Origin of the sequence: Paenibacillus taichungensis (assembly GCF_003287275.1) — a bacterium.
GTDB classification, from domain to species: domain Bacteria; phylum Bacillota; class Bacilli; order Paenibacillales; family Paenibacillaceae; genus Paenibacillus; species Paenibacillus taichungensis_A.
Genome location: NZ_QEVW01000006.1, coordinates 377,457 through 389,825, shown reverse-complemented (window position 1 = coordinate 389,825; position 12,369 = coordinate 377,457). Strand labels below are relative to the sequence as shown.

Here is a 12,369-nt window from a genome sequence, read left to right as displayed (position 1 = left end):
CATGCAACCATTCAAATATACCCTTGCGAGCATATTTAAATATGCTTCACTCATTATCGCAGCGTTCATTGCGCTTGTACCCATTGTAGTGGTGCTGTTTGCATCACTCAAAACCAACGCAGAGTACGCGACCAGCAGTCCACTTGCCCCACCAGCCAACTGGCTAAACTTTGCGAACTATACCAAGGCTTTTGTGGACGGCAACATGCTGGTCGGTTTCAAAAATACGATTATCATCCTGATCATCTCCATCGTGGGCGCCACCCTGACGGGTTCCATGATTGCGTATGTGCTGGATCGATTCAAATTCAAAGGCAAAAAAATCATGGTTGCAGCCTTTCTGCTTGCTACCCTCATTCCGAGTGTGACAACGCAGGTCGCCACATTCCAGATCATTAACGCCCTCGATCTGTTCAACACCCGCTGGGCAGCTATCGTCATGTACCTGGGTACAGATATCATCGCGGTATATATTTTCCTGCAATTCCTGGGTTCCATCTCAAATGCGCTGGATGAATCCGCCATGCTGGATGGTGCCTCCTACTTCACAATCTATTGGAGAATTATTTTGCCACTGCTGAAACCGGCGATTGTAACGGTCATTATCGTAAAAGGTGTCAACATCTACAACGACTTCTACACGCCTTTTCTGTATATGCCCAAAACAGACTTGCAGGTCATATCCACGGCTCTTTTCAAATTCAAGGGTCCATTCGGATCACAGTGGGAGGTTATCAGCGCAGGCATCATGATTGCCATCATTCCAACGATGATTATTTTCCTGCTGCTACAGAAGTACATCTACAATGGCTTCGCACAAGGCTCCGTTAAATAAAAAACGAAGGGAGAAATGAAACGATGACAGTTTTGGATACGAAAAATGTACACATTGTCGGGGAAGCATTGCCGAATATGCCTTGGGAGGATAAACCGGAAGGGACCGAGGGGCCGGTATGGAGACACTCCGCCAATCCGGTTGTGCCGCGTAATCCGGTTAAGGGCGTTGCCCGTATTTTCAACAGTGCAGTTGTTCCTTATGAAGGGAAATTCATCGGCGTATTTCGCGCAGAAACGATTAACGGACGTCCGCACCTGCACATGGGGTCGAGTGAGAATGGGCTGGCATGGAATATTGAAGAGGAACGGATTGCCTTTGTGGATGAAAACGGTGATCCTTTCATGCCGAACTATGCATATGACCCACGTCTGGTTAAAGTCGAAGATACGTATTACATCATCTGGTGTACCGATTTCTATGGTGCTGCGCTGGGATTGGCCAAAACAGATGATTTCAAAACGTTTGTCCGTCTCGAAAATCCAATGCTTCCATTCAACCGCAATGGCGTGTTGTTTCCACGCAAAATCAATGATAACTATGTGATGTTGTCCAGACCAAGCGACAGCGGACATACACCGTTCGGGGACATTTTTCTGAGCGAAAGCCCGGATCTGGTGTACTGGGGCAAACATCGTCATGTCATGAGCAAAGGCGGTCAGGGCTGGTGGCAATCGGTCAAAATTGGCGGCGGTCCTGCTCCGATTGAAACGTCCGCAGGCTGGCTAATGTTCTATCACGGCGTGACCGGAACGTGCAATGGTTTTGTTTATAGTATGGGCGCAGTCATTCTGGATCTGGATGAACCATCGAAAGTAAAATATCGCTCCTCCAACTTTGTGCTGACACCGGAAAAATGGTACGAGGAGCAGGGCTTTGTGGACAATGTTATCTTCCCTTGCGCCACATTGCATGATGCGGAGACAGGGCGAATCGCCATCTATTATGGTGCAGCCGACACATACGTTGGATTAGCTTATACCACCATTGAGGACATCGTTAACTACGTCATCGAGACCGACGAAATCATCGCCGGAGATCGGGAAGAAGGCAAATTGTAATTGAAGTGAAACAATTTTAAATTAAGCTGAAATTTACACAATAACGGAGAGTGCAGAACCGATCTGAAGAAAGAAGAAACGAAGTGTTCGCATTTATCCTCGGATTTTTTCCTTCATAAGGGATTCAATAAAATCTGGGGATAACGGCGATCGGAGATGGTCCTGCAATCGTAGTGGGACGTGTATACATTCGGTCATTCATTTTATATTAAGTGAAAAGGGGCATTGCGGAATAATGCATATGGAATACATCAAGGGATTTACATTTGGCTGGATGAGTGGCAGGGAGGACTTCCGCAAGCCGGAAGCGAAAGAATCCTTGCGCCTGATGGCTGAACGCACTGGTAGCTCGCATGTTATTTTTGCACTGGCGGCACATCAGGATCATCCGCAGGCTGTAGAGGTCAAATATAAAGGTAAACATATGGTCGAAGACGATGAGTTGGTGGATATGATCCGTTATGCCCGTACGCTCGGACTGCGGGTCATTCTGAAACCAACCGTCAATTGCACGGATGGCACATGGCGTGCACATATTAACTTTTTTGATATTGATGTGCCGTGTGAGCCGAAATGGCAGGACTGGTTCCGCAGTTATACTGCGTATCAGAAGCACTACGCGGCCATTGCAGAGCGTGAAAAATGCGAGATGTTTATTGTGGGTTGTGAGATGGTGCAGTCTGAGCGTCGGAGCGAGGAATGGCGCGAGGTCATCGCGGGAGTGCGTGAAGTGTATTCCGGGCTAGTATCCTACAACACCGACAAGTATCAGGAAGGGCATGTGAAATGGTGGGATGCCGTGGACGTCATCTCGTCGAGCGGATATTACCCCATTGGAGACTGGGAAGCGGAACTCGATCGGATTGAACGGGTCATTGCACCCTACGGCAAACCTTTTTTCTTCGCAGAAGCGGGTTGTCCTAGCCGCAGTGGATCGGCACAGGTGCCGAATGACTGGGGGTTAGAAGGTGCGGTCAGTGTGGAAGAACAGGAGCAGTTCTATGAAGCCATGTTCCGTCATGCAAGCAACCGGGAGTGGGTACGCGGATTTGGTCTGTGGGACTGGAGCGCGCATCTGCTGCACCAAGAGAAGGATGCTCTGAGCGATGATGGATACGGAGTATACGGTAAACCAGCAGAGAAGGTCATTCGTCAATTTTATGAAGGTATTGCGGTGGAGGCTTAGTCTGCCTTGAGGTTGAGTTATCCCATCCACTTAAATAGCGCTTTATGGACAAAGATACTGCCGTGCTTATACACGCAGTATCTTTTTTGGTGAGTTTTAATTTTTTTACCCCATCTTCCCTCCAAGCTGCTCAATTTTCTCCAACCATTTCTTTCTCTGTTCCTCGGACTGTTTGCCCACGAGATCTACAGGTGTTATGCGCACAGGTTTGATGCCTGTCAGAGCAAAGGTGGAGATCTTCATCATTTTGTGTGCAGGTTCACCCTGAAACCATTTGTAGTACCAGTTCGGCCCGTCCATGGTGGTGATCATGCGTGCGGTGCGACCTTTGAGCAGCTGATCCGGGAAAAGTTTACCTTTGTGATACTTGAAGGCATAGCCTGGCATGAAGATGCGGTCGATGAATCCTTTGAACAAAGCTGGTGGTCCTCCCCACCAAATCGGAAATACCCATACGAGATGCTCTGCCCATTTAATCGCCTCCTGGGCTTCCAGCAAATCGGGTTCAAGCGGAAGTTTATTGCGGTATCCACCTGCTAAATTCATGTTGAATTCCAACTCGTTTAGGGTGATCATACGAACCTCGGCACCTGCCTGCACAGCACCTTTACGATAAGCTTCGGCGATTGCGCCATTGTAACTTGGGGAGACGGGGTTGCCTTGGATGATTAATATTTTCTTCATAATGATGACACGTCCTGACTATTTTAGTTAATGAACACTAACCTCATGTGCAAAAAGAAAAGGTCACGAATGACCTGGTAAACATTCAGGAATATCCTGAAGTCGGATGAAGCTGGTCTTGTATATAGGCGAATACTTATGCCAATGATCATCGCCTGATCTGATCGGAACGAATTCGAGGATGCAATCCATCGGGGCTTATCCGAGCTTAGCTGTTACCTGGCCCAACATCAACGCAAGTCGGTGAACGGTTTCCCCGGTGTATGGAACAAGCATCTCCGGCAGTTCACCTTGCATACTGGATACGGCCAGGCGCGTAATGGCACCAATGACCAGAACGGCTGTGAGCCGAGAATCCTGATCTGGCAGTTCGCCTCGCATAATCCCCTGATCGATTAGATCAATCAACGCATCCAGCGGTTGGCGGTAATCCTCGCTGCTTCCAGCTTCAATAAAAATCTCATGATTTTGTGAAATCAGCAGCAGTCCGTATGGGTCTTCATCATGCAGGTGGAGAACTTCGGTAATCAATTGCCGAAAGCGTTCGAGCACCGGGCCATCCTGGCGAACATACCCGTCAATTAATGCAGTATAGTCCGCGCAATATTGGGTGAAGGCCTCAAGGGCAACGGCATCTTTGTTTTTAAAATGTTTGTAAATCGCCGCATCTGTTACTCCGGCGGCGTCACCGATCTCTTTGACGGAAATGCCGTCAACGCCTTTGGTTGCAAACAAGCGCATCGCCGCTTGTAGGATGTCTTTCTTTTTGCTGTCTACATGAGGTTTGTTCTTCATGATTGTATAGTAAGTGATTACTAACTAAATTGCAACTGCCATTTCGAAATCTCTTATTTAATGCTAGGAAAGTGCTTTCGCTCAAAGCTTGCAGGCTTGTGAACGGCAACGTATGATGGATAGAAATAATAACGGATAAGCGGGCACGGAGCATGGGCAGAAGTAGGGCTGCAAAGGCAAACATCAGCGGCGCCAGCTCCTGGTCTGGGGAACGAAATGGATGGTGAATGGCGTGAATGAAGACGTGCAGGCGCATCGCTGGGTGACTCCCGAAGGGACGTTGAATGAACAATATATAACAAGCAGGCAACGGCTCTACAAAGGGATGAATGGTAAATATGTGGAGCGTTTCACTGTTCGTACCGGGGAAAGTTATATTTTCAAACCGCTGACCAATCCTGCACAACATGGACGTGAACAATGGATGTCGAGGCATGTGCTCTCAGTATTACCCCCTATATATCCAGCGCTAATTGCTGCATCAGACCGTGAAATTAACGCGGAACAGAGCTGGATCATCTATGAGGATCTGGGTGAACTGGTGCATGATTCGCGGGAAGAGACGATGCTGGCTGCTGCTGAACATATGGCAGGGTGGCACTCGTTATCTGTTGCTGGTTGGGGTGAGCTGCCACGGGTGGGTCAGAAACCGCCAATTCGGGACATACTGGATGATCTGCTTGGGCAAAAGGAATCCACTGCTGATTTGTTGTCCAAGCTGGAGGTCTCGCTGTCACCATCGGATTGGCACAACATCGTAGCGCTAATCCATACGGCAGAGGAGGAGTTACCTCGTGTTTTGTGTCACGGAGATCTTCATCCCGGCAACATGGCCGATGTGAATGGCAGGCTGGTAATTATCGATTGGGAGCATGCGCATCTGAATACGGCTCTTTGGGACGTGTATCATCTGGTGGATCTATCGCATCCGCTGTTCCCAAGAACTGTTACGCCTGAGTTGCGGGAGCGAATTATTGATGTTTATCTGGACGGGCTGGAGCGCCATAGCGTTCAGGTTGACCGGGTTTCTTTTAAAAGGTGGTACCATGCATATGCCATTGTATTCTCGCTCTGGATGCTGCGTCTGATTGATGGGGATCTGAGAAGTGCAGACTGTGTATGGCCCGAGGAACAGCTGCGGAACCAGTGGCACGAGACAACAATGACGTTGAAACAGTGCATGAAGCAGTGTTGTAGGGAATAGAAATGAGGGGTGCAGAACATGCGTAAAGTAGGACTCGTAATGCGTAAAATTCAATTCACGGAGGCCCAGGGCCCACGCGTATTTGCGGATCGGTTGAAGCAGATTGGGCTGGAGCTGGGCGTGGAGATTGTGTTCATCTCGCCGGAGCGCCATGTCAGCGGGTATGACTGGTTGCCAGGGTATGAGCATGAGAAAGGCGACCTGGTGAACTATGATATCGTATTGGACCAGATCTATAGCCAAAATATAGAGCATGTCATCTACACCGTATCCGGGTTTACGTTCCTGAAGATGTTTCTTCCGAAGAGTGTGTTGTTCCCGCACAGCTTTCCCGACCCGGCGCTGACAGGGTATGAGATGATGAAGCCATTTTATACGATGGTGGATAAAGCAATTGTGCAGACGGAATTTCTGAAAACAGAACTGGGCCGCAATTTCGGTGTACATGACGTGAACGTCATCCCGATCGGCTTCAACGAAGAGCTGGCGCATCGCCATTACGACCCGAGTCAGGTTGTGCATAATCGTGTGCTCTGGATCGGTCGGGATGAAGCGAATCGTCGCCCGGATCTGGTGCTGGAATACGCCAGGCAGAACCCGGACAAGGAAGTATACATGGTATTCGGCGGTCGCCGCTATGAGGAAAGCATGAAGAAATACAACATTCCAGACAACGTAAAATTGCAATTCGCGCTGACACAGGATGAAGTATTTACCCTTATGAACTCAACCAAGGTGTATTGGAGCTGTTCGGCCTTTGATACGTTTGCTATGCCGCTGACTGAAGCTATGGCGATGGGCAAAATGGTCGTGAAGCCGGAGCATGCCTGCTACGGCCACATCCGTTCCACGCATGCATTTGCAGGCAACGAGGATAACTGGTTTGAATTGGTGAACATGGCTGCGGCTGCGCCGCGCAGTGTATCGGAAGACAACCGGGAGTATGCGTTTGGTGCTTTTTCGCGCACGATCATGAAAGAGGGATACCGGGAGTTCTTTGCAAACTGGTTGAAGTAATGAGAGGTTTGTAATGAAGGCTCTAACCATTCAGCAAGAAGGAGGAGGACCTTATGGAAGTACTCATCCTGTGGACACTTGGCATGTGGGCAGTGCAGTTGCTGATCGAATGGCTCATCTATCGGTTGCAGGGACGTCGAATGACCGGGGTTCAATATATACTGCCCTGTGTGGCCTTGCTTGGCGGAGCCGTTGTGATCATGATCAGCATCGATATTGGCGGGTGGAACGGCATCGGTTATGCCTTGCTTGGCGTATCGCTGGGTACAGCGGGAATGTTGACATTAATTACGGTGGCGGTCACGGATATGGTGTTTCGGCGTCGGAGAAGGAATTAACCGGAGGGTAAACTGCTGTAAAGTAAGAGTAAATTGGACGATCGGACGGTTGCAGGAATGCATTCGTCTGTGATATATTGACATTAATTATGACAAGGGAGGTGAAGACAGGTGAATCACGAAATGCCTAACAACCGTATTAGCCAGCTGCCGATTGCTATGGCTGGCATTGTTCATACTTTTCTGACCAACGGGAGAAGTCTGTCCAATTTTGAATATACGGAAGTTAACATTTGCGAGAAGATGCCTGCCTTGACCTCATTCGGACGATAAGCGATACTGCTTGAATTCTGAAGGGCCGCGGAGCTAACCTCCTGCGGCTCTTTTTGTGTTGCGGTCAGGATCTTCCAATCCATAGGAGGAACCTTATTATGATGATTATTAGCACACAACAACTGACCCAATACCATGGAGCACATCTGGTGCTGGACGGCATTACATTTGAAATTATGGAAGGCGACAAGGTCGCCCTGATCGGCCGCAACGGAAGCGGTAAAACGACATTGATGCGTCTGTTGGCACGACTGAGCCAGCCGGATGAAGGACAATTGATGATCAAGAAGGATACACGTATCGGTTACGTCGCTCAGGTGCCGGAAGGAATGGACGATTACACAGTGCTGGATGTGCTGAGTCTTGGATTCAGGGAGCTTATGGCGTGCAGGAGTCAAATGAAGGAAATGGAGCAGCAGATGTCCGATCCGGACTGTGCATCCGATCCGAACCAATTGGAGCGACTGTTGAAGCGGTACGCGGGCTTGCAGGACCAGTTTGAGCGCGAGGGTGGATATGAAATGGATGCCCGGATCGATCAGGTGGCGGACGGTCTGGATATTGCGAAGGAGCATTACGGATGGCGGTTTGGTTCGTTGTCTGGTGGTGAACAGACCCGGGTTGTGTTGGCTTCACAGCTGATTGTAAAACCTGATCTGTTATTGCTGGATGAGCCCACCAACCATCTTGATCTGGAGCGGGTGGAATGGCTGGAAGGGTTTTTGCGTGAGTACACAGGTACGATTATCCTGATCTCACATGATCGCTACTTTTTGGACCGTGTAGCATCCCGGACATTAGAGCTGGAGGATGGAGAAGCACAGACGTCAGCCGGTGGTTATACGGAATATATGAAAGTGAAGGAACAACGACTGCTGCAGCAATTCGAGGAGTTCAAGGAGCAGCAGAAGGTGATCAAAAAAATGAAAGAAACGATCCGCCAACTGGAAGAATGGGGCCGAGTCGGGGGGAATGAAAAGTTCTTCCGTCGCGCGGCTTCGATGCGTAAAGCAATCGAACGGATGGAACAGGTGAAGCGCCCGGTATTGGAGCGCCGTAACGCCGACTTCGATGTTCGTCCTACGGACCGTACGGGAAAACGTGTGGCCGTTATGGAACAGGTTGAAAAGGCTTATGGAGAACGTCAGATTCTGCGCGGTGTATCGGGATTACTCGAATATGGCGACAAAATTGCTCTTATTGGACGCAATGGTTCAGGCAAAACAACGTTGTTCAAGCTGCTGTTGGGCGAGGAAAAACCAAGTGCAGGTAACCTGGAGTGGGGTGCACGTGTAGATGTTGGTTATCTGGCTCAACAGGAGGAGCCTTCCAATCCGAAACTGAATGTGTTGGAGTACTTCCGTCTGGAAGCGGGCGTGGAAGAAGGAGAGGCACGCGGCATTTTGGCTCGTTATCTATTCTATGGAACAGATGTATTTCGCTCGGTAGGACAGTTGTCTGGTGGGGAATGGACGCGGCTAAGGCTGGCTCTGCTGGTTCAGCGCAAGCCGAATGTGCTTTTGCTGGATGAACCAACCAACCATCTGGATATCGCTTCAAGGGAAGCGCTCGAAGAATCCCTGGTTGATTTCGAAGGAACGGTGCTTGCCATCTCGCATGACCGTTACTTCGTCAATCGACTCGCTTCCCGCGTGTGGGAACTGGAGAATGGGCGGATGACCGCTTATCTGGGGGACTATGAAGCCTATCGCGAGAAGAAGCTGGATTTGCAAGCCCGCGCAGCCGCGGCAAATCAGCATATAGCAGGAGCGAAGACGTCACCACGAGGTACTGCCGTTGGGAGAGGGGCAGGGGGTTCTTCTCACGGGACTGCGGCTACAGCGGGATCAGGCAAGCTGAACAACTCATCCATTTTCCAGTCTGGCAATACTGGAAAGAGTCGTGACAGTGAGCGTACTGCGGAGAAGCTGGAGCAGGTCATGGCACACTTGGAAACCCGGCTCCGGGAACTGGATCAACAGCTAGAAACGGTGGCGAATGATCCGCCTGCTTTGGAACAGATGTGGAACGAGCGAGAGCGATTGTCGGCGGAGTACAATGAACTGCTCGCCCAGTGGGCCGAATTATAAGCCATACGTGTAAGTTGGAAGGGCATTGGCAACAGAAATATCAATTTCTAAAGAAGCTAGCAGCAGCTTGAACAAGCAAGGAGGCTGTCTCATAAGTCATGCATTGGCTTTGGGACAGTTTTTTTGCGTTTCGGGGACGACTAGCAATGCTTTGACGGATTCAAGTATCCGGCCCGTACTCTGTGAACGAGATTGATAGCCCTGTTCTTTTTTACATGTCATCGGGAATAGTGTAACTTTTTTCCTTCTCATGCGTTTAATACGTTTGTGTGTATGGAAACGGCTCCTCTTAGAGCTCACAGAAAGGCAGGTTATCGTTATTTATTATTCATTGACTTATCGGAACTGGTCGGATGACCGACAGGTGGAGACGGGGGTACTGGAGCAGGTATCGGTTACTCGCGATGAGCTGTTCATGCGCAAACTGGTCGATGCAACCCTGATGAAAAATAAGCTCTGGGCGCATCTGTCCAATGAATGCGAGGATCGTCGGGAGCATGCAGTTTACGTGACCGAGTATGACAATCAAAAACCTGCAGAATACGGTACAGCGATTGCGGACGCTGCACTGGCAATGTGTAAAATGTCCTCCATGTATAGTGCGGAATATATGCTTTGGAATGGGAGTTCATTTCAGGAATTGGACTTGGCAGAATCCTCCACGTACACGATGGAGCTTGCCGAGCAACTGCTGGACCATTACATGGTCCGGGGCAGTAAGACCTATGAATTTGTGTATTCCGTGCTGGATGCGGATCGCAAGAAAGTGTTGTTTTTGATGAAGGAGGTGGATCTGTAATGGCCGAAAATCCCAATTCCAATTCCAATCCCAAACCCGGATCACGCGCCAAGCTGGTTGCCTTCTCGCTAATGCTTGCGGTTCCAGCTGTATTATCCGGTTGTAGCAGCAATAGCGACGAGTGTGACCCGGAATACGATACCGGATGCGAATATGACTCCAGCAGTGGACACTATTACTACGGTGGCGGATCGTCCTATCGGAGCAATAAGGACAGCGGCTCCTACAGCAAGTCCAGTTCAAAATCGAGCGGATTTGGAAGCTTCTTCCACAGTTCGGGAGGTTAGAACCTGATGAGGCATATATACCAACTGCCATTCAGTCATGAAGAAGTTTTCAGGGGCAAAACGGGGCAGCAGGTTCCTTACCATCGCATGTATGGCAAGCAATATTGCGTGCCTGCGTTGACGGTTTATTCCCCTGTGGAGATACAGGAATTGGGGACAGCAGTTGAGGCTGTAGACGGAATCTACTGTAAGGTGATGCGTTTTATTCAGCAATACATGCCCGACTCATTTCTGGAGCAGCAGTTGGGCATTCATCCCGGCCTGATTCCGGCGGCGCGTATGGAGATGGTGACAGGCGGGATCACTCGGCAGGACTGGATTATTGGAGAAGCCGGGCCTAAATGTATTGAAAATAACACCGATACCCCAACCGGCATACCTGAAGTAGCTGCATTGGAAGGTATTTTGGTGGAGATGGCTGAAAAAACATTGTTCCATGCTCCATCCAAAGGAATGGATGAATGTATCCGGGAATGCTTTCGCCGCTGGCTGAATGCTTACGCACAGCAGGGTTTGCTGGGCCCGGTGACTTTTACTTCATTTGGGGAGCATGTGGAGGATCGGACCAATACGGAGTATCTGATGAAGCTGTGCCAGGAGGCGGGGTATGAAACGTTCTACGCTCCACTGGAGGAGCTGGAGATTATTCCAGGGGAGGCGCTCTACCATGAAGGACGCGAGATCAACCTGTTGTACCGCCTCTACCCCCTGGAATATCTAATCGATGATCGAGATGAAACGACCGGCGTGGACATCGGCGCAGCGCTGCTTGAATTGGTTCAGGATGGCCGTCTGGGCCTGATGAATCCTGCACAGCATGTACTGATGCAGAGCAAGGGCTTCATGGCGGCGATCTGGTCACTCTATGAACGTAATGAACAAACCCCGGAATATTGCGGATTTCGGCTGTTTAATGATGCGGAGTTAGCTTCCATTTCACGGTATCTGCTACCAACTTATTTCGAAGCCGGGCCATTCGAATGGAGCGCAATGCCTTACGTGGCCAAAAGCTATTGGGGCCGCGAAGGGAGAGGCACATCGCTGCTGGGTGAGGAGTCGGATCATCATGGGGGCCAAACGGCTGCTTCTCATCAGCTGCACGCCCCTACGAACTCCAACACAATAGCTGAACAGCAAGAAGATGAGCAGATCGCAGCCTATTATCATAATCAGCCTAAAATATATCAGCAGCTGGTACCTATGGAACAGGCCGTGATTCAGACAGAGGATGGCGAATACAGCGGTTATTTGCTTACAGGGGTGTTTGTCATCGGTGGACGTTTTGCCGGTGTGCTGCCCCGGATCGGGGAGAAGGTAACCGGAGATATGGCCTATTATTGTGCGGCTGTGGTCAATGAACGGATGGATGAAGAGGAGGAGAAGGAATGAACAATTTGGGATTAAACCTGCTGAATGTAGCGGTAGGTGTAGGCATTTTGCTGGTCGTATTGGTATGTGGGTATTTCGCTTTTAGCCAATTGACCCGGTATAACGATAGCGAGGAAATTGCGAAAGGCAACGAGGCGGCAGGCATGTATATGGGCAGCAAATTGTTGGGCCTGTGTATCATTGTGGGCATGGTGTCCTTCTCCACGCATTCATGGCTGGATATGCTGCTCTGGTCAGCGCTGGGAATCATTATTTTATGTCTGGTCTATATTATATTTGACTTCCTTATCCCCAAGATGCGGGTATGTGACGAGATCGCACGAGGCAATATGGCTGTAGCACAGCTGCTGCGTTCCATTATCATCGGCGTTTCCATCGTCATCGGTACGTTTTTGATGTAAAATAAACCCT

14 protein-coding genes are annotated in these 12,369 nt (G+C 49.7%); 12 read left to right on the top strand and 2 right to left on the bottom strand.

All coding sequences use genetic code 11. The annotated features are described in order from the left end of the window. Position 1: 1 nt before the first annotated feature. The 3 genes from DC345_RS10935 (at position 2) to DC345_RS10925 (ending at position 3,082) form a co-directional block, all read left to right on the top strand. Positions 2-835: a carbohydrate ABC transporter permease gene (locus DC345_RS10935; protein ID WP_113053110.1), complete on the top strand. Its 834-nt coding sequence runs from the start codon at positions 2-4 to the stop codon at positions 833-835. 23 nt (positions 836-858) lie between these two features. Next, positions 859-1,896: a glycoside hydrolase family 130 protein gene (locus tag DC345_RS10930; RefSeq protein WP_113053109.1), complete on the top strand. Its 1,038-nt coding sequence runs from the start codon at positions 859-861 to the stop codon at positions 1,894-1,896. 241 nt (positions 1,897-2,137) lie between these two features. Then, complete coding sequence (locus DC345_RS10925) at positions 2,138-3,082, top strand: glycoside hydrolase family 113 (RefSeq protein WP_113053352.1); 945 nt, start codon at positions 2,138-2,140, stop codon at positions 3,080-3,082. 105 nt (positions 3,083-3,187) lie between these two features. Here the strand turns inward: DC345_RS10925 and DC345_RS10920 are convergent, their stop codons facing one another. Together DC345_RS10920 and DC345_RS10915 are read right to left on the bottom strand one after the other, a co-directional pair. Further along, positions 3,188-3,769: an NAD(P)H-dependent oxidoreductase gene (locus DC345_RS10920; RefSeq protein WP_113053108.1), complete on the bottom strand. Its 582-nt coding sequence runs from the start codon at positions 3,767-3,769 to the stop codon at positions 3,188-3,190. Between the two features lie 195 nt (positions 3,770-3,964). Next, the gene (locus DC345_RS10915) at positions 3,965-4,561 is read right to left on the bottom strand and encodes a TetR/AcrR family transcriptional regulator (protein ID WP_113053107.1); all 597 of its coding nucleotides are present in this window, start codon (positions 4,559-4,561) and stop codon (positions 3,965-3,967) included. 220 nt (positions 4,562-4,781) lie between these two features. Between DC345_RS10915 and DC345_RS10910 the strand changes: the two genes are divergently transcribed. From DC345_RS10910 to DC345_RS10875, 9 genes are all read left to right on the top strand, one after another. Then, on the top strand, positions 4,782-5,765 hold the full coding sequence (locus DC345_RS10910) for a phosphotransferase family protein (RefSeq protein ID WP_113053106.1): 984 nt from the start codon (positions 4,782-4,784) through the stop codon (positions 5,763-5,765). 18 nt (positions 5,766-5,783) lie between these two features. Beyond that, on the top strand, positions 5,784-6,782 hold the full coding sequence (locus tag DC345_RS10905; protein WP_113053105.1) for a glycosyltransferase: 999 nt from the start codon (positions 5,784-5,786) through the stop codon (positions 6,780-6,782). Between the two features lie 53 nt (positions 6,783-6,835). Beyond that, positions 6,836-7,120 carry a YesK family protein gene (locus DC345_RS10900; protein ID WP_113053104.1) on the top strand — a complete coding sequence of 95 codons (285 nt, stop codon included), beginning with the start codon at positions 6,836-6,838 and terminating at the stop codon, positions 7,118-7,120. A 111-nt stretch (positions 7,121-7,231) separates the two neighbouring features. Next, entirely contained in the window at positions 7,232-7,393 is a 162-nt protein-coding gene (locus tag DC345_RS31705; protein WP_181586557.1) for a hypothetical protein, read from the top strand. A 98-nt stretch (positions 7,394-7,491) separates the two neighbouring features. After that, positions 7,492-9,483 carry a ribosomal protection-like ABC-F family protein gene (abc-f, locus tag DC345_RS10895; protein WP_113053103.1) on the top strand — a complete coding sequence of 664 codons (1,992 nt, stop codon included), beginning with the start codon at positions 7,492-7,494 and terminating at the stop codon, positions 9,481-9,483. Positions 9,484-9,814: 331 nt separating this feature from the next. Next, positions 9,815-10,282: a hypothetical protein gene (locus DC345_RS10890; protein WP_113053102.1), complete on the top strand. Its 468-nt coding sequence runs from the start codon at positions 9,815-9,817 to the stop codon at positions 10,280-10,282. Next, complete coding sequence (locus DC345_RS10885) at positions 10,282-10,569, top strand: hypothetical protein (protein WP_113053101.1); 288 nt, start codon at positions 10,282-10,284, stop codon at positions 10,567-10,569. Before DC345_RS10890 ends, DC345_RS10885 begins: the two co-directional genes overlap by 1 nt. 6 nt (positions 10,570-10,575) lie before the next feature. Next, entirely contained in the window at positions 10,576-11,958 is a 1,383-nt protein-coding gene (locus tag DC345_RS10880; RefSeq protein WP_113053100.1) for a glutathionylspermidine synthase family protein, read from the top strand. Then, positions 11,955-12,359 carry a DUF350 domain-containing protein gene (locus tag DC345_RS10875; protein ID WP_113053099.1) on the top strand — a complete coding sequence of 135 codons (405 nt, stop codon included), beginning with the start codon at positions 11,955-11,957 and terminating at the stop codon, positions 12,357-12,359. Before DC345_RS10880 ends, DC345_RS10875 begins: the two co-directional genes overlap by 4 nt. Positions 12,360-12,369: the final 10 nt, after the last annotated feature.